Source organism: Ochrobactrum sp. SSR (assembly GCF_030067775.1).
GTDB classification, from domain to species: Bacteria; Pseudomonadota; Alphaproteobacteria; order Rhizobiales; family Rhizobiaceae; genus Brucella; species Brucella teleogrylli.
On sequence record NZ_CP125970.1, the window covers coordinates 1,266,757 to 1,283,860 of the forward strand.

Below are 17,104 nucleotides of genomic sequence, written 5' to 3' on the forward strand. Positions count from 1 at the left end.
TGAGGGGAAAAGGATGTCACTTAGTTCTGCTCTATCGACGGCCAAGAGTTCGCTTGCGGCCACGTCCAAGCAGACATCGGTTGTTTCGCGCAATATTGCTGGCGTGAACGATCCCGACTATTCGCGCCGCACTGCTTCCCTCGTTTCCGGGCCTTATGGCTCGCTTTATGTGAATGTCACCCGTTCGGCGGATGAAGCGCTGTTCAATCGCTACATCCAGTCCAACAGCACGGCGGCCTCTTCGTCGGCTCTCGCAAGCGGTCTTGACCGCCTTTCGTCGATTTATTCCGCCGACAATTATTCCGGTTCGCCATCGGCGCTGATGGGCGATTTGCGCGATGCGCTCCAGACCTATGCGGCATCGCCGTCCAATTCGTCGCTCGGCGATAGCGTCGTGTCGACGGCGCAGGCGCTTGCCAATGCGCTGAATGACGGCACCAAGCAGGTGCAGACGCTGCGCGAGGATGCCGATAGCGAAATCGCGCTGTCGGTTGCCAGTATCAACGATCTTCTGTCGAAGTTCGAACAGGTCAATAAGGATGTGGTCAGCGGCACGCGCGCCGGGCGTGACGTGTCCGATGCGCTGGATCAGCGCGATTCGCTCCTCAAGCAGATTTCCGGCGAACTCGGCATCACCACCATGACGCGCGGCGACAATGACATGGTCATTTTCGCCGATAATGGCGTGACGCTGTTTGAGACCACGGCACGCACGGTGACCTTTGCGCCATCGGGCAGCCTGACGGCTGGCACAGCCGGTAATGCCGTGCTGGTGGATGGCGTGCCGCTCAGCCACGATACTTTCGACCAGCCTTATGGCACGGGTCGTCTCAGCGGGCTTCTCCAATTGCGCGATCAGATTGCGCCGCAATACCAGATGCAGCTTGACGAGATCGCACGCGGCCTTGTCACCATGTTTTCCGAATCGGACCAGTCCGGCAGTGGCGGCGCGGATCAAACCGGCCTGTTCGGCTGGTCTGGTTCGCCAGCAGTGCCGGGCGCTGGCCTGACCTCTGGCATTGCAGGCTCGATCAAGGTTTCCTCCGCATTCGTCACCGCGCAGGGCGGCAGCCCGACCTACCTGCGTGACGGTGGCGCCAATGGCGCCGACTATGTTTATAATGCGGAAAACGCCGCCGGTTTCACCGACCGTCTGCTGGCGCTGAACGAAGCATTTTCGACGCCATTTTCCTTCGACGCCGCAGCCGGGCTCAAGGCCAATGCGAGCCTGACGGATTATGGTTCGTCCTCGGTCAGCTGGCTTGAAGGCAAGCGTCAGACGGCCAACAACGAATATAACTACAACCAGACGGTAGCGACCCAGGCCGATCAGGCCATGTCCAACGCCAACGGTGTCAATATCGATACCGAAATGGCGCTGCTTCTCGATCTGGAACATTCCTATCAGGCATCGAGCCGCGTATTGACGACGGTCAGCGCGATGCTCGACGATTTGCTCGCGGCGGTGTGAGGCTCATGAAAGCGCAATCAGTTTCCAACTATGGTGCAGCTGCCGCCCTTCGGGCGCTTGTCAGCAAGAGCAAGGCCGATCTGGTCAAGGCCCAGCAGGAAGCAACGACGGGAACCGTCTTCGACGTGGGGCTGGCGCTTGGCACCAAATCGGGGCAGAGCGTTTCCCTGCGCAAGGAATATGACCGCCTGACCGTGCTGCTGGACATGAACAATCTCGTGCAGCAGCGCATGACCACGACGCAGACGGCGACGAGCGCGATCATCGACAATACGCAGGATTTTCTGGCCAATCTCACCGGCGCCACCAGCACCAGCGAGAGCGGCTCGACCATTGCCGCCTCGGCGCGGTCGATCCTGAACAGCGTCACAGGTCTGCTCAATACGAGCTATAACGGCGAATATATCTTCTCCGGCGTCAATACCGATGTGAAGCCCTTCGCAGACTATACCGAGGGCGGCGCGGCGCAGACGGCTATCCGCGACGCTTTCACGGCGCATTTCGGCTTTGGCGTGGATGATCCGCAGGTCGCCAATATTACCGCCGACCAGATGACGGCGTTTCTGGAAGGCGATTATGCTGACCAGTTCAACGATGCCAATTGGGACGCCAACTGGTCGGATGCATCGGATACTGTCATCAAGAGCCGTATTTCGCCGACTGAAACAGCCGATACATCGATCAGCGCCAATGCCGACGGTTTTCGCAAGACGGTGATGTCGCTTGCGATGATGGCCGAGTTTTCTACTATTGGTCTCAACAATTCGGCCTTTCAGGCGCTGACCACCCATGCGATGCAGACGACGACGCAGGCCATCGCCGAGACCACGTCCGAACAGACCGCGCTTGGTCTCGCCCAGTCGCGCACCTCGCAGGCCGTCACGCGCATCAACGCACAGCAGAAGATCCTGAACCAGTCGGTTCTCAATCTTGAAGAAGTCGATCCTTACGAGGCGGCGACCCGCGTCAACAATCTGAAGACGCAGATCGAGACCTCGTATCAGCTGACGGTTCAGCTTCAGAGCATGAGCCTGCTTAACTATTTAAAATAAAGCGGGCGGCATCATAACGGCGGTGGCATGAGGCGATCCGCGCAGATGATGCCCATAAGAGCACATCCCGAAAAGTGTGAAACGGTTTTCGGATAAGATGTGCGTAAGACCAACCATTTAGAGCGCCGATCTGATTTGGTCAGTTCAAAGGCGCTCTAGCGGAGACGACATGTATCAGTTGCGCTACGAAGATGTCATGAATGACGATATGGCGAGCGCCAAGGACCGCGAACGGATGCTTTTCGACCGTTCGATTGACATGCTCGCAGCAGCCAAGGCCAATGGCGCCGGTTCGCGCGAAGCCATTGATGCCGGTTATTTCACAATGCGGCTCTGGACCACGATCATCGACGATCTGGGATCGGAAGAAAACGCACTGCCGAAAGAGCTGAAGGCCGCCATCATTTCCGTGGGCATTTTCGTGCTCAAGGAAATCGAGCGCATTCGCCAGGGCGAGAGCAATGATTACGATACGCTGATCGAGATCACGCGGTCGATCCGGGACGGTCTTTAAGATGGCGGCCAACGGTAAATCGGCAATCCGCCTGTCGCTTCGGGCTGGCGAGAAGATCTATATCAACGGCGCCGTGCTGAAAGCCGACCGCAAGGTATCGCTGGAACTGCTCAACGATGCGACGTTCCTTCTGGAAAACCATGTGCTCCAGCCGGACCAGACGACGACCCCGCTGCGCCAGCTTTATTTTGCCGCGCAGATGATGCTCATCGAGCCTTCCTTGCGCGATCAGGCGCGCCAAACCTTTGCGCAAATGCTGAAAGGCATGTTCAAGGCGTTTTCCGATCCGGCAATCCTGAACGCGCTGAAGATCGTTGACGAGCTGGTGCATAACGGGCGCATTTTCGAAGCGCTGAAAACCATCCGCGCGCAATATCCGCGCGAGGCGGAATTGATGCCGGAACAAAGCGCCGTGCCGCCGGTCAGGAATGCCGCTGAGGCCAGGGAGACAAGCCTATGACTACGACACCACCGGTCGGCAACACCACGACCAATACCAACAATTCGTCGAGCGCCAGCTCGGCGGCGAAGGCGGATGTCGATTACAACTCGTTTTTGAAACTGCTGGTCGCCCAGATGAAGAATCAGGACCCGACGCAACCGATGGACGCGACACAATATGTCTCGCAGCTTGCGACCTTTTCGGGTGTCGAGCAGTCCGTGCAGATGAATTCCAAGCTGGAAACGCTGATCGCCAACTCGTCGCTGTCGCAGGCCGAGGGCTGGATTGGCCGCACGGTGACCAGTGCCGACGGCACGATTTCCGGCGTGGTGAAATCGGTCACGATCCAGCAGTCTGGCATGCTCGCCGAGCTGGAAGACGGGAAGACCGTCACCATCGGTCAGGGCGTCAAGGTCAGCTAAGGACGATCCCGGTGAACGAAGCCGATGCGCTGGATATCGTCAATTCCGCAGTCTGGACCGTGCTGATGGCCAGCGGCCCGGCGGTTCTGGCCGCGATGCTGATCGGTATCGGCATCGCGCTGTTTCAGGCGCTGACGCAGGTGCAGGAAATGACCCTGACCTTCGTTCCGAAGATCGTCGTGATTTTCGTCGTGCTGGCTGTCACCGCGCCTTTCGTCGGCGCGCAGATCAATTCCTTTACGCTGCTCGTCTATTCGCGCATCGAAAAGGGATTCTAGAGCGGTTCCGGTTAAAACGGAATCGGGGAACCGCTCTATCTATTTGTTTTTACGCATTATCCTACGCAAAACCGCTGCGCACTTTTGCTGGAAATGCTCTACCTCTCCTCCTTTCAGGTTTCGCGCAAGCTTCGCAAGCTAAGATCCGCTTCGTAACAGGAGACGGACGTGCAGCAGGCAACGGCTAAACCCTTCATAAAAAGCGGATTTCTGACCGGCAGCGATATGGGGCTGGCGGCAGGCATGATCATCATCCTGACGGTGCTGTTCCTGCCCGTGCCAGCTGTGGTGCTGGATATCGGTCTTGCCTTTTCCATCGCCTTTTCGGTGCTTATCCTTATGGTGGCGCTATGGATTCAGCGGCCGCTTGATTTCTCGGCCTTTCCGACCGTCCTCCTGATTGCGACCATGATGCGCCTCTCGCTCAATATTGCGACGACGCGCGTGATTCTCACCCACGGCAATGAAGGCTATCTGGCCGCCGGTCATGTGATCCACGGTTTCTCGCAATTCGTGATGGGCGGCGATTTCGTCATCGGTCTGGTCGTTTTCTGCATCCTGATCATCGTCAACTTCCTCGTCATCACCAAGGGTGCGACGCGTATCGCGGAAGTGGGCGCGCGCTTCACGCTCGACGCCATTCCCGGCAAGCAGATGGCCATTGATGCCGACCTTTCGTCGGGCCTGATCGATGAAAAGGAAGCGCAGCGCCGCCGCCGCGAACTGGAAGAAGAAAGCTCCTTCTTCGGTTCCATGGACGGTGCTTCGAAATTCGTGCGCGGCGATGCCATTGCCGGTCTGATCATCACTGCCGTCAATATTTTCGGCGGTATCATCATCGGCGTCACCCGCCATGACATGAACATTTCCCACGCCGCTGACGTCTTCACCAAGCTGTCAGTTGGTGACGGTCTCGTCACGCAGATTCCAGCCCTCATTGTTTCGCTCGCCGCCGGTCTTCTGGTGTCGAAGGGCGGAACCCGGGGCTCAGCCGATCAGGCGATTTTCGGCCAGCTTGGCGCTTATCCAAAGGCGCTTCTGGTCGCGTCGATGCTGCTGTTCGTGCTTGGCATCATGCCGGGTCTTCCGGCATTTCCGTTCTTCATGCTGGGCGGCGCAATGGCCTTCATCGGTATCGCTGTGCCCCGCCGCCAGGCGCGCCAGCGCGAGGCGGAAGCCACTGAGGCGGACAAGAAGCAGCGCGAGGCCGCGGATCAGGAGCGCAATTCCGTCAAGGCATCGCTCGAAACCAACCAGATTGAACTGTGCCTCGGCAAGCAGCTTTCCGCGCGCCTGATGGCGTCGCAGCAGGAGCTGGCGCATCGCGTCAACAAGATGCGCCGTAAATTCGCGCAGGAATACGGCTTCGTGATTCCTGAAATCAAGGTGACGGACGACCTTGCCCTGCCGCCGAAAAGCTATCGCATAAAGATACACGGCACGGCGGTGGCCAGCCATGAATTGCGCGTCGGTGAAATTCTGGTGGTGCTGGGCGAGCGTCCGATCCCGTCTATCCCCGGCGAGGAAATGCGCGAGCCCGCCTTCGGCATGCGCGCTTATTCGGTGCCGGAAACCTTCGCTTCCGATTTGCGCCGTGATGGCTATATGACGGTTGATAATCTCTCCGTCCTGCTCACTCATCTCAGCGAAATCGTGCGCAACAATCTGGCGCAGCTCCTGTCCTACAAGGATATGCGCATTCTGCTGGATCGTCTGGGGCCGGAATATCGCAAGCTGGTGGAAGATATCAGCCCGGCGCATATTTCCTATTCCGGTTTGCAGGCGGTGTTGAAGCTTCTGCTGGCCGAGCGGGTTTCTATCCGCAACCTGCACCTCATTCTCGAAGCCATCGCGGAAATTGCGCCGATGGTGCGCCGCCCGGAAATGATTGTCGAACATGTGCGCATGCGCATGGCGCAGCAAATCTGCGGCGACCTTTCCGACAATGGCGTGCTGAATGTGCTGCGTCTCGGCAATCGCTGGGATCTGGTGTTCCACCAGAGCCTCAAGCGAGACGCTAAGGGCGAAATCGTCGAGTTCGATATCGACCCGCGCCTGCTGGAACAGTTCGGTACGGAAGCATCGACCGTCATTCGCAAGCATTTCGACAATGGCGAGCGATTCGTTCTCGTATCGTCGCCGGAAGCGCGGCCCTATATCCGGATGATCATCGAACGCCTGTTCGCAACCCTGCCGGTGCTGTCGCATGTCGAAATCGCGCGCGGCGTCGAGGTGAAGTCGCTCGGCGCGGTTTCGTAGGTTCGGTTCTTTGATTTCCTCGCCCCCTCGCCCTCTCGATCCTTCGTCCTTCGAGACGCCCCTCCTTCGCTATGCTCGGAGGGTCTCCTCAGGATGAGGGGCGGGGGCGCCAGACTTCCCCTCATCCTGAGGAGGTGCCCTGAGCGCAGCGAAGGGAACCGTCTCGAAGGATCGAAGGACGAGGGATCAGGAGGACGGTTATATGATTGAAACGCGGAAAGGGGCCTGAGTGCCGATCGCGCAACTGCCGCTCAACGACATCATTCTGGCAGCCGTTCTGGCTTTTTGCCGGGTCGGCGCATGCCTGATGCTGATGCCGGGGCTTTCGAGCGCGCGTATTCCGTTGCAGGTCCGGCTCTTCATCGCGCTGGCGTGCTCCTTCGCGGTGCTGCCGCTGGTTTTACCGCGCATTGTCACGGCTGTCGACAGCGGCGCGCCGTGGACCCTGTTTCGCCTGATAGCGAGCGAGATGTTCATCGGCGCGGTGATTGGCATTCTGGCGCATATCTATTTCTGGGCGCTGCAATTCATGGCCAACACCATGGCGATGGCCATTGGCTTTAGTGGCTCACCCGCCGATGCGATCACCGAATCAGAGCCGCAGGCAACGCTTGCCACCATCGTGACCTTCAGCGCGCTGTTGCTGTTTTTCGTCACCGACATGCATCTGGAAATTCTGCGCGCGCTGCTCAATTCCTATACCGCCATTCCGGTGGACGGGCGATTCCGCCCGGACGCGGCGATGATCGATTTTACCGATGCGCTGTCGTCGGCCTTCATGGCGACACTGCGCGTAGCAGCACCATTCATCGTCTTTGCGATTCTGGTCAATTTCGCGATCGGTCTTGTTAACAAGCTGACGCCGTCGATCCCGATCTATTTCGTGTCGATGCCCTTCGTGCTGGGGGCGGGCTGCTGGTGGTCTATTTCATCCTGCCGGAACTGCTGCGCTTTTTCACCAACGAAACCGCCACGCAAATGCGCGCTTTGTTTTGAGGTGGCCATGGCCCAGACCAACACACGCAATCTCAAGAAGCTGATCGATTTGCAGAAACTGGGCAGCGCCCGGCTCGAATCAGCATTGGCCGTTTCCAATGCGCGCAAGCTTGCGCTGGAGGAGGAGCGTCTGGCCCTCATCGCCATGCAGGACCGTCGATATGACGGCGCTGTCTTCGATATCGATCCGTCGCTGCTCATCAAGCGTCTTGGTGCGAATGCAGTCGAATCGGCGGCGCTCGAATCACGGCTCGAATCAGAGCGCGGCGCGCTTTTGAAGGAACAACGGCGGGTTGAACTGCTGGAAGATCGGCTGGAAGAAGCCAGAAGCGAGTTGGACCGGCACGAACTGGCCAGTCTGATCGAGGAATTCGTTAGCCGGAAAACCACGAAAGCGCCTTCTGGGCCACGCTGAACTCGTCCACAAGTTTCAGTCAAGTTTGACCCATTATGGTGCACTCATAGGATGAAGAAGGAAACCTTGCATGGCGATCAACCCGCCGTCGGATCTGGTGATGGATGTGGCCCGCGCGGCCGATCCGCAGGCCTATCGCATGGCGGCGGAGCGATTGAAGTCGGTCTCCGGCACCATGCAAACGGCGATGGCGTCGTCCGGTACGGGACTGACGCGGGATAATTTCGCAAGCTTTTCCGATAGTTTTTCGGCGGGCGTGACTATGCGGCCCGACGCGCAGAATACGATCAATCCGGCCTATCGGAAATTCGAGGCCTTCATGCTGCAATCCTTTGTCCAGTCGATGTTCACCAGTGACACGACAGCGACTTTCGGCAAGGGCATCGCGGGTGACTACTGGAAGTCGATGATGGCGGAAGCCATGGCGAACAAGATGGCGGATGGCGGCGGTGTCGGCATTGCTAGACTGCTTGAGGAGCAGGCGGCGCGCAAAGGGCGGGCAGATGCGCCGACCACTGCAGCACTAGGAGATGTGATCAACAATCTGGGAGAGACTATGAGCAACGATGCGGTTTCGAACGATCTGATACACGGGTTCGAACGCACGCTCATCCAAAAGCAGCTTGAGAAAAACGACGACGCGGATAGCGCGCGCGGCTGAACGATAAACCGCAGCGCGCGACGTGACGTCCACCGAAATTGAGGAACCCTTGAAATGACCGAGACAAGCTCTGAAACCAGCCTGCCCCCGCAAGAATCGCTGGTTCTCGCGAAGGCGAGCGAACAGGTGCATGATCTGGCGAAGCCGGAACTGGCAATGGAACCGGTAGAAAACCCGACTTTGAAGCCGGTGGTTCGCGCCATCCAGCGTCTTGAGGATGTCATCGAGACTGAAACGCGCCTTCTGATGGAAGGCGGCAATCCCGATCTCGCAGAAATCAATTCACGCAAAAGCCGCGGTCTCTATGATTTCAACAAGGCGATCAAGAAGGCTGCCGCTCTGGCAGAACCTGCGACGCTGAAAGGCTTGCAGCCGCTGCTCGACAGCCTGAAGCAGAAGCTTGAGAAGAACTGCGAAGCGTTGCAGCTGCATCTGCGCGCGGTCGGCGAACTCGCCGATGTGATCCGCAGCGCATTGGAAACGCAAGAAGCCGATGGCACCTATTCCATGCAGAGCGCGAGGCTCGGTCACGCGCGATGATCCGCATTTTCGTCATTGGCCTGTGGATTTGCGCTGTCGCCTTCGGGTCGTTGTTCCTGGCGACCCGTCAGAACGCGTCATCGTCCGGTGAGGCGCAGGCCGCTGTCGGCGGCTTCGGCGGCGTGGATTACGTTAAGACGGACGTGATGAGTGTGCCGATCATTTCGAATGGCGCGGTTGCTGGCTATGTCGTGACGCAGCTCGTCTATACGGTCGATTCGAATATCCGCAAGAAGCTCAGCGTGCCGCTGGAGCTTTTCATCAGCGACGAGATTTTCCGCAAGTTCTATGGCAGCTATTCGGATACGAAAGAGGTGGAGAAAGTGCAGTTCGAGGACGTGCGCGCCTCGATCATCTCAGACCTGAACGGGCGGTTCCCCGAGCCGGTGATCAAGGACCTGCTGGTCGAGCAGTTCAACTATATTTCGGCTGAAGAAATCCGCGCCATGAACATGCGCGGTGAGCCGACATCGACAGCACCAGCCCACCAGACGCCCGGAAAGCAAGCCAATGCCAATATCAATGATGGGCAGGCGGCTCACAGCGAATAATATTTTCCGCCAAGCTGGGCGAGACGTTCGGCATCCAGCGGCGTGACCGTTGGATCGGTGATCAGTTCGACGCCCATTTCGCGACCATTGCGCCAGGCGATGCGGGCCAGCAGCGCGCGCTTGTAATAATCGTCGAACAGCCAGAACCGGTCGGGCAGGGCAGGTGTTTCGATGGTTCTAAGCTTGGCGCCATGGGGAGACAAGTCGCTGAACTGGCACTCAACGATAAACTGCCCGTCCAGGTCTATAAGTTTTCCCGAACGTAACCTTGTCCTTTGTCTTTCTTCCTTGCGCCGCTCCTGCGGCGACTTCATGCGCGCCATATGAAAATCTTACCCACTAATCCCCTGAATAGGTATTTTTAGCAGATTTCGATTTCCGAAGCGTTACTTTTAAAGTCTGACCGCCAGAAAACCTTACTTCCAAAGGGTTAGTGATCGCCGCAGGACTGGCACAGACCACGCAGTTCAAGCGTCGTCTTGCGCGACTTGAAGCCGCTTTGCAGGCTCCAGGCGCTGACGAGATTTTCGATCGCCGCGTCGGAAAATTCCGTCACCTGACCGCATTTCTCGCAGATCGCAAAAGCGACGAGGCCCTGCTGGTGGCATTGCGGGTGCGCGCAGGCAACGAAAGCGTTGAGGCTTTCGAGGCGATGGATGAGCCCATAATCGAGCAGCTTTTCCAGCGCACGATAGACCTGAAGCGGCGCGCGAAAGCCGTCATCCCGCAACTGGTCGAGAATTGTATAGGCGCTGAGCGGCCCTTCCGCCTTGGACAGAGCATCGAAAACGAGGGTCTGGTTGCGGGTCAGATCCTGTTGCGGGTGGTGATGGTGGTTATGCGTGCTCATTGTTCAGCAGTCCGTTTCGATGGGGCCTCTGCTCTCTTATGTAAGGGCAGAAGACTGAAAATGAAAATAGCAAGCGCAGCGACAACGATGGAAGGGCCTGACGGCGTGTCGAAATGAATGGAGCCGTAGAGCCCGCCGACCACGCCAGCCGCGCCGATCAGTGATGAAAGCACCGCCATTTGCTCGGGCGTTGAAGCGAAACGGCGGGAGGTTGCAGCCGGAATGATCAGCAGCGATGTGATCAGCAAAATGCCGACGATCTTCATCGCAATGGCGATGACGATGGCCAGAAGCAGCATGAAGATGACGCGCGAGACGGCGGGGTTCATGCCTTCGGCGCGCGCAATGTCCTCGCTGACGGTCGCGGCCAGCATGGGTCGCCACAACCAGGCCAGCACGGCAAGCACGAATGCCCCGCCCGCATAGATATAGACGATATCCAGCCGTGAAACGGCCAGAAGATCGCCAAACAGGAAGGAAAGCAGATCGACACGCACCCACGTCATGAAAGCGACGATCACGAGACCGAGCGATAATGTGGCATGGGACAGGATGCCGAGCAGCGAATCCGCCGACAATGTGTGGCGGCGCTGCAAGAGCAGCAGGATCGCGGAAATCGCGACCGACACAGCGAAGACGCCAATCATCAGATTAATGTCGAAGATGAGCGCCAGCGCCACGCCGAGCAAGGCGGAATGGGCCATGGTGTCGCCGAAATAGGCCATGCGCCGCCAGACGATGAAGCAGCCGAGAGGGCCGGTCGTCAGCGCCAGCCCGATGCCGGCAATCAAGGCGCGGGTGAAGAAATCGTCAAGCACGGTGTTCGCCTTTCCCGTGATGATGGTGGTGATGCTCGTGCCCTTGTTCGTGCGCATGTTCATGCTCATGATGATGGCCGTCATCGGCATGGCAATGATCCGTCACCGAACCATCGCTGTGTAGCACGCGCCCGTCAGGCAGATGCGTGTGATCATGATGATGCTCATAGACCGCGAGCGGCCCGACAGCGCGACTGCCGAACAGGCGCATATATTCCGGGCTTGCCGTCACGTCGCGCGGGGTTCCGCTGCAACAGACATGACCGTTGAGACAGATGACCCGGTCGGTTGCCGCCATGACGAGATGCAGATCGTGCGAGATCAGCAGCACACCGCAGCCGGTTTCGTCGCGCAGCCGCGCAATCAGTTCATAAAGAGCGGCCTCGCCGGAAAAATCCACGCCCTGCACGGGTTCGTCCAGCACCATGATATCCGGTTTTCGCGCCAGCGCCCGCGCCATCAAGGCGCGCTGGAATTCGCCGCCGGAAAGATGGGCTGTCTCCGCTTTCAAAAGATGCGGGATGCCGACTGCTTCAAGGGCCGCCATGATGTCCTGCTTGCTCAAGGGGCCGGTCAGCGTCAGCAGACGCTCCACCGAAAGCGGCAGGGTGCGGTCGATGTTGATCTTCTGCGGGACATAGCCGATGCGCAGGCCGGGCTTATGGATCACCTGGCCTTCGTCGGGCTTGAGGATACGCAGCGCCATCTTGGCCGCGGTGCTTTTGCCAGCGCCATTCGGCCCGATCAGCGTGACGATCTCGCCGCGCTCGACTTTCAGATCGACATTGCGCACAAGCCAGCGCCCGTCGCGATAAACACCGGCGTTTTTCAGTTCAATCAGCGTTTCCCGCGCCCTGTCGGCGGGGATTCTATTCTTTCTGGCCATTGCAATCGGGGCTTTCGCTGCCTGCATCTTCATTTCGCTTAGTGCGCATTCCAACGGATCATCTGCCGATTCGGAGTTTTTCCCAGTGTCTTTTTCGGGCGGTGCGCAACGCCATATCCCGTTTGTGAAATCCACCTGCCCAAGCTGTCACACAGGACAGCAATTTCAGGATGAATGCGATATCGCCAAAAAGATGCCGGGTGAATTTCTCCAAAAAGGGGTTGCTAGACCTTATGGCAGACGTTATAGCATAACGCAACTGATGTAATAAAATAACATATCACCAGATATGCCGCTCACCCCGCTCATTCAAGAGAGATAATATGAAACATTTGCGTTCCCTGCTGCTCGCTTCCGCATTTCTAGCCGGTCTCGGCAGCACTGCTTTTGCCGCAGACCGAGACGGTGTCGTCGTTTCGATCAAGCCGCTCCACTCGCTTGTTTCCGCAGTCATGCAGGGCGTCGGCGAGCCGAAACTGATCGTGCAGGGCGCAGGCTCGGAGCATGTCTATAGCCTCAAGCCCTCGGATGCCGAGGCTATCGAACATGCCAAGGTCATCTTCTGGGCAGGCCCGTCGATGGAAACCTTTCTGGATAAGCCGATTGATACGCTGGGCGAGGGTGCCAAGGTTGTGGCGCTCGGGGAATCGGAAGGGTTGACCCGGCTGAAATTCCGCGAAGGCGGGCCGTTCGAGGCGCATGACCATGGCCATGAAGGCGAAGGTCATGAGGGTCACGACCATGCGCATGGGCATGACCACGATGACGGCGACAAGAAGGAAGCGGAAGCCGGTCACGATCACGCTGCTGAAGCGGGCGAAGGCGCGCACGAGCATCATCATGGCCACGGCGAATATGATCTGCATTTCTGGCTCGATCCGCAGAATGGCAAGGTGCTGGTCACCAATATTGCCAAGGTTCTGAGCGAGAGCGATCCGGCCCATGCCGCGCAATATGAGCAGAACGCCAAGGCCTATGCCGAAAAGCTGGATGCGCTGACCAAGGATATCGCGACGGAATTGCAGCCGGTGAAGGACAAGCCGTTTGTCGTGTTCCACGATGCCTATCAATATTTTGAAAATCGCTTCGATGTGAAGGCAGCCGGTTCCATCACGGTCAGCCCGGAAAAGGCTCCCGGTGCGGCCCGCATCCAGCAAATCCACGACAAGATCAAATCGCTCAAGGTGGCCTGCGTGTTCTCCGAACCGCAGTTCGAACCGAAGCTCGTCAATACGGTCATCGATGGAACCGATGCCAAGACCGGCGTTCTGGACCCGCTTGGTGCTGAATTGAAGGACGGCCCCGATCTTTATCCGCAGCTGATCCGCAATCTGGCGGATTCGCTGAAAGCCTGCCTGTCTTCCTGACAGCTGCGGTTGCCCGTCAGCCTGCCGGCAACCGTAACGGCGTCGGGCCATCCCTCGAATGGCCCGACGCAGGATGATCCGTCGAAGGCGGCGCTGCCGCCTGTTTTTTGAACCCATAATGTAATGATATAACATATAGGAAAAAGAGATGCGTCACTTCGCAAAACTGTGGTCGGTCGGCCTGGCGGTGGCCTTGGTGGCGCCGGTTGCCGCCAGCGCTCATGGTATCTGGATCGCCGAGCGCCACGGCACGCAGGCCGTGGTCTACGGTCACGGCGCAACCGACGAGGCTTACGATCCGCAGAAGCTCAAGGCGGTGTCGGCAAAGGATGTCGATGGCAAGAAAGTCGCCGTCGAGATCAGGCGGCAGGATGACCATGCCCTTCTCGATGTGCCGAAAAATGCGGTGGTGATCAGCGGAACCTTTGATAACGGTTTCTGGGCCGAAGGTCCGGATGGCAAATGGGTCAACAAGTCGAAAGCCGAAGTGCCGGGCGCAAAGCAAACCAGCAAGAGCCAGAAATTTGCAGTCGCGATCCTCGATCATTTGCGCAAGAAGCCACAGGCTCAGGGGTTGCCATTCGAAATCGTGCCCCTGATGGACCCGACAATCCTGACGGCGGGCAGCGAATTGCCGGTGCAGGTTCTTTTCGACGGCAACCCGGTGGAAGGCGTTTCCGTCACAGCGGATTATGTCAATGACAGCCACGCCGCGCCGGTGAAAACCAATGCCGAGGGCATCGCAACGATCAAAATCCGCAATGCGGGTCTCAATGTCATCGGGGCCGCTCACTCCAGCCCGACGACGGATTCCAGCGATGCCGACAAGCTCAGCTATTTCACCACGCTGACCTTCAATCTCGATCAGCATCAGCACGACTGACCCCAACCCAACCTCTGAATTCAAGGAACGGTGTCATGAGAAAAAGGCTTCCCGTTACGGTTCTTTCCGGTTTCCTCGGTGCCGGAAAGACGACACTTCTCAATCATGTGCTCAACAATCGCGAAAATCGTCGCGTGGCGGTCATCGTCAACGATATGAGCGAGGTCAATATCGATGCGTCACTGGTGCGCGAAGGTGGGGCCAATCTCTCGCGCACCGAAGAGCAACTGGTGGAAATGACCAATGGCTGCATCTGCTGCACGTTGCGCGACGATCTTCTGAAGGAAGTCTCGCAACTGGCCGAGCAGGGGCGTTTCGATTATCTCCTGATCGAATCGACGGGTATCGCGGAGCCGCTGCCGGTGGCCGCGACCTTCGAGTTTCGCGACGAGAACGACAAGAGCCTCACCGATGTGGCGCGGCTCGATACGATGGTGACAGTGGTGGACGCGGCCAATTTGCTCAAGGACTATGCGTCGAATGATTTTCTGCGCGATCGGGGCGAGTCGCTGGGCGATGAGGACGAACGCACTCTCGTTGATCTGCTGGTCGAGCAGATCGAGTTTGCCGATGTCGTGGTGCTGAACAAGGTTTCGACGGCCTCGCCGGAAGAACGCGACCTGGCCCGCAAGGTCATTCACTCGCTTAATCCCGATGCGCGTATCGAAGAGGTTGATTTCGGGCAGGTTCCGCTCGATGCCATTCTGGATACACGCCTGTTCGACTTCAATAAGGCGCATGAACATCCGCTGTGGTATAAGGAGCTTTACGGCTTCAACAATCATGTGCCGGAAACCGAGGAATATGGCGTTCGTTCCTTCGTTTATCGCGCGCGGCGGCCTTTCGATCCGGCAAAGTTTCAGTCCTTTATAGATAAGAGCTGGCCGGGCGTTGTTCGCGCCAAGGGTTTCTTCTGGTTGGCGACCCAGCCGGATTTCGTCGGCGAGATCAGCCAGGCAGGCGCATCGGTGCACACGGCCAAGCGCGGGCGCTGGTGGTCGGCGGTGCCGAAGAACTATTGGCCGACGGAACCGGGCTGGACGAGCGCGATGGCGCCGTATTTCCACAAGGTCTGGGGGGATCGCCGTCAGGAGATCGTCTTTATCGGCGTTGATCCGATGCGCGAGGAAGCGCTGACCGCCGAACTCGATACATGTCTGGTGGAAGACGAAACCTTTGCGCCGGAACGCTGGTCGGCTCTGGCCGATCCGTTTCCGAACTGGTCGGTTGCGGCTTGATTGAGATGCTAAACCGACAGCGAGGCGAGCGTCTTGCTGTCGGCAAGCGTGCGGTGGTCCAGCACATTGGCAATGGCCTCACGCACTTCCAGCATCATCAGGCGCACTTCGCATTCTTCTTCGTCGCAATCGTCGCAAGGGTGATAGTCGGTCTTGCTTGCGCAGGCGATGGGCGCCAGCGCGCCATCCAGCGCACGAATGATATTGCCGATGGCGATTTCATTGGCCGGACGCGCCAGACAAAATCCGCCGCCCTTGCCCTTACGGCTGACGACGAAACCGGCATTGCGCAGTTCGGTAAAGATATTGTCGAGGAACTTCCGCGGAATATGATGCTTTTCGGCGATCTCACTGGCTGAGGCCAGTTGTCCATCGGCTATTCCCGCCAGATGAACCATGGCTTTCAGGCCGTATTTGCCTTTCTTGGTAAGCATGCCACCCCTGCGAGACTTTCAGATAAAAAACGTAGCGACTAAACCGCGTTGCGACAAGTCTTTTTGCCCCTGGCGGCTCATCTTATTAGTCGTCTCTCATGGCCAACGCCAATGCGCCTTGTAAGGCGTCGCCGAGCGGCTGCTTATAAAGTGCGCGGTGCGGCAGAAACGCTAGCGCCGCATAGGCGTTCGCCAGTCCGCCCGTCATGCTGAAGCGGCCAAGCTTCTCTACGTCCAAACGATCCAGTCCACGACGGATGAAATCGCAGGCCCGCTTGGTGATTGAAAGGCCGAGGGGATCCTCCTCCATGGCCCATTCGAAGACCAAAGGCGCGAAGGTGGCATAGTCAGCGGCCGTCGCCTTCCGAGAAAAAGCGGTTATCGTACGCGCGTCATTGTTAAACTGCGCCAATACGGCATCGATCAATCCGCTGCGCGCAGCCATGCCATCGGCGGCGAGCAGTGCTTCTTCCAGCAGTTCGCGCCCCAGTCGCGCGCCGCCCGCGTGATCGCTCAGCATGAAGCCGCGCCCGCCGACAATCTCAATGGTCTCGCCGGTTCGCCTGATAAAGGCAGAGCCAGTCCCGACAATGACCATGGCCCCGTCGCCATCGCCGAGCGCGCCTTGCAGCGCGGTCACCGCATCCGACACGATCCTGACCTGCCCGAATGGCAGCGCATTATAATGCGCCTCGCGGTTGGCGAGCGAATTGGCCCCGGCCAGCCCAAGCACCGCGCGCGCCTCACTTAATATCGCAACGCCCAGTCCCGCATTCACAGCGGCCTGTTCCGCTGCCTCTATTATATGCGTAAGTGCTCCCGGCGTATCGGCGCCGATATTGGCCGGCCCGCCGGTGGCGCGGCCGAGAATAGTCCCGGCTTCGTCCGTCAGGACCGCCCGGCATCCGGTTCCGCCGCCATCGACGGCAATGCGATACGGTATGTGCGTGATTGTCATATGTTTGTCGCAACTGTTCGAATCGACAGGTTTCATCGGTTGAATTTACGTTAAAAGACACCATATTGG

At 58.3% G+C, this 17,104-nt stretch carries 20 protein-coding genes and 1 pseudogene; 15 read left to right on the plus strand and 6 right to left on the minus strand.

Annotated elements, in window-relative coordinates:
* The first annotated feature begins 13 nt into the window (after positions 1–13).
* The 12 genes and pseudogenes from flgK to QLQ11_RS17400 all read left to right on the plus strand — a co-directional run bounded on the left by flgK (position 14) and on the right by QLQ11_RS17400 (position 9,601).
* On the plus strand, positions 14–1,471 hold the full coding sequence (flgK, locus tag QLQ11_RS17345) for a flagellar hook-associated protein FlgK (RefSeq protein ID WP_109367880.1): 1,458 nt from the start codon (positions 14–16) through the stop codon (positions 1,469–1,471).
* A gap of 5 nt (positions 1,472–1,476) precedes the next feature.
* Positions 1,477–2,523: a flagellar hook-associated family protein gene (locus QLQ11_RS17350; RefSeq protein ID WP_109367879.1), complete on the plus strand. Its 1,047-nt coding sequence runs from the start codon at positions 1,477–1,479 to the stop codon at positions 2,521–2,523.
* A 169-nt stretch (positions 2,524–2,692) separates the two neighbouring features.
* Complete coding sequence (flaF, locus tag QLQ11_RS17355) at positions 2,693–3,037, plus strand: flagellar biosynthesis regulator FlaF (RefSeq protein WP_109367878.1); 345 nt, start codon at positions 2,693–2,695, stop codon at positions 3,035–3,037.
* A gap of 1 nt (position 3,038) precedes the next feature.
* Positions 3,039–3,497: a flagellar biosynthesis repressor FlbT gene (gene flbT / locus QLQ11_RS17360; protein ID WP_109367877.1), complete on the plus strand. Its 459-nt coding sequence runs from the start codon at positions 3,039–3,041 to the stop codon at positions 3,495–3,497.
* Complete coding sequence (gene flgD / locus QLQ11_RS17365) at positions 3,494–3,901, plus strand: flagellar hook assembly protein FlgD (RefSeq protein ID WP_109367876.1); 408 nt, start codon at positions 3,494–3,496, stop codon at positions 3,899–3,901. Before flbT ends, flgD begins: the two co-directional genes overlap by 4 nt.
* Before the next feature lie 11 nt (positions 3,902–3,912).
* On the plus strand, positions 3,913–4,179 hold the full coding sequence (gene fliQ / locus QLQ11_RS17370) for a flagellar biosynthesis protein FliQ (RefSeq protein WP_109367875.1): 267 nt from the start codon (positions 3,913–3,915) through the stop codon (positions 4,177–4,179).
* A gap of 168 nt (positions 4,180–4,347) precedes the next feature.
* Positions 4,348–6,438: a flagellar biosynthesis protein FlhA gene (flhA, locus tag QLQ11_RS17375; protein ID WP_109367874.1), complete on the plus strand. Its 2,091-nt coding sequence runs from the start codon at positions 4,348–4,350 to the stop codon at positions 6,436–6,438.
* 229 nt (positions 6,439–6,667) lie between these two features.
* A pseudogene (fliR, locus tag QLQ11_RS17380) lies at positions 6,668–7,434 on the plus strand (flagellar biosynthetic protein FliR).
* Between the two features lie 7 nt (positions 7,435–7,441).
* A complete protein-coding gene (locus QLQ11_RS17385) occupies positions 7,442–7,849 on the plus strand; it encodes a hypothetical protein (RefSeq protein ID WP_109367872.1) in 408 nt (135 codons plus the stop codon).
* A 70-nt stretch (positions 7,850–7,919) separates the two neighbouring features.
* The gene (locus QLQ11_RS17390; protein WP_109367871.1) at positions 7,920–8,510 is read left to right on the plus strand and encodes a rod-binding protein; all 591 of its coding nucleotides are present in this window, start codon (positions 7,920–7,922) and stop codon (positions 8,508–8,510) included.
* A 156-nt stretch (positions 8,511–8,666) separates the two neighbouring features.
* Complete coding sequence (locus tag QLQ11_RS17395; protein WP_371830822.1) at positions 8,667–9,050, plus strand: flagellar protein FlgN; 384 nt, start codon at positions 8,667–8,669, stop codon at positions 9,048–9,050.
* On the plus strand, positions 9,047–9,601 hold the full coding sequence (locus QLQ11_RS17400; RefSeq protein WP_109367869.1) for a hypothetical protein: 555 nt from the start codon (positions 9,047–9,049) through the stop codon (positions 9,599–9,601). Before QLQ11_RS17395 ends, QLQ11_RS17400 begins: the two co-directional genes overlap by 4 nt.
* Here the strand turns inward: QLQ11_RS17400 and QLQ11_RS17405 are convergent.
* The 4 genes from QLQ11_RS17405 to QLQ11_RS17420 all read right to left on the minus strand — a co-directional run bounded on the left by QLQ11_RS17405 (position 9,589) and on the right by QLQ11_RS17420 (position 12,155).
* Positions 9,589–9,924, minus strand: coding sequence for a PilZ domain-containing protein (locus QLQ11_RS17405; RefSeq protein ID WP_109367868.1), 336 nt, complete (start codon positions 9,922–9,924; stop codon positions 9,589–9,591). The two genes, QLQ11_RS17400 and QLQ11_RS17405, sit on opposite strands and share 13 nt — an antisense overlap.
* 107 nt (positions 9,925–10,031) lie before the next feature.
* On the minus strand, positions 10,032–10,451 hold the full coding sequence (locus QLQ11_RS17410) for a Fur family transcriptional regulator (RefSeq protein ID WP_109367867.1): 420 nt from the start codon (positions 10,449–10,451) through the stop codon (positions 10,032–10,034).
* A complete protein-coding gene (znuB, locus tag QLQ11_RS17415) occupies positions 10,448–11,326 on the minus strand; it encodes a zinc ABC transporter permease subunit ZnuB (protein ID WP_371835976.1) in 879 nt (292 codons plus the stop codon). The genes QLQ11_RS17410 and znuB overlap by 4 nt, the downstream gene beginning before the upstream one ends.
* Complete coding sequence (locus QLQ11_RS17420; protein ID WP_109368044.1) at positions 11,262–12,155, minus strand: metal ABC transporter ATP-binding protein; 894 nt, start codon at positions 12,153–12,155, stop codon at positions 11,262–11,264. Before QLQ11_RS17420 ends, znuB begins: the two co-directional genes overlap by 65 nt.
* 323 nt (positions 12,156–12,478) lie before the next feature.
* On the opposite strand from QLQ11_RS17420, the gene znuA reads away from it, so the two are divergent.
* The 3 genes from znuA (at position 12,479) to zigA (ending at position 15,643) form a co-directional block, all read left to right on the plus strand.
* Positions 12,479–13,522: a zinc ABC transporter substrate-binding protein ZnuA gene (znuA, locus tag QLQ11_RS17425; protein WP_109367865.1), complete on the plus strand. Its 1,044-nt coding sequence runs from the start codon at positions 12,479–12,481 to the stop codon at positions 13,520–13,522.
* A gap of 148 nt (positions 13,523–13,670) precedes the next feature.
* Positions 13,671–14,405 (plus strand): DUF4198 domain-containing protein, encoded by a 735-nt coding sequence (locus QLQ11_RS17430; protein WP_109367864.1) that lies wholly within the window; start codon positions 13,671–13,673, stop codon positions 14,403–14,405.
* A gap of 35 nt (positions 14,406–14,440) precedes the next feature.
* Positions 14,441–15,643 carry a zinc metallochaperone GTPase ZigA gene (gene zigA / locus QLQ11_RS17435; protein ID WP_109367863.1) on the plus strand — a complete coding sequence of 401 codons (1,203 nt, stop codon included), beginning with the start codon at positions 14,441–14,443 and terminating at the stop codon, positions 15,641–15,643.
* A gap of 8 nt (positions 15,644–15,651) precedes the next feature.
* Here zigA and QLQ11_RS17440 read toward each other — a convergent pair whose 3' ends face one another.
* Both QLQ11_RS17440 and QLQ11_RS17445 read right to left on the minus strand, forming a co-directional pair.
* Complete coding sequence (locus QLQ11_RS17440; protein WP_109367862.1) at positions 15,652–16,077, minus strand: Rrf2 family transcriptional regulator; 426 nt, start codon at positions 16,075–16,077, stop codon at positions 15,652–15,654.
* Positions 16,078–16,162: 85 nt separating this feature from the next.
* Complete coding sequence (locus tag QLQ11_RS17445) at positions 16,163–17,035, minus strand: BadF/BadG/BcrA/BcrD ATPase family protein (RefSeq protein ID WP_109367861.1); 873 nt, start codon at positions 17,033–17,035, stop codon at positions 16,163–16,165.
* Positions 17,036–17,104 lie beyond the last annotated feature (69 nt).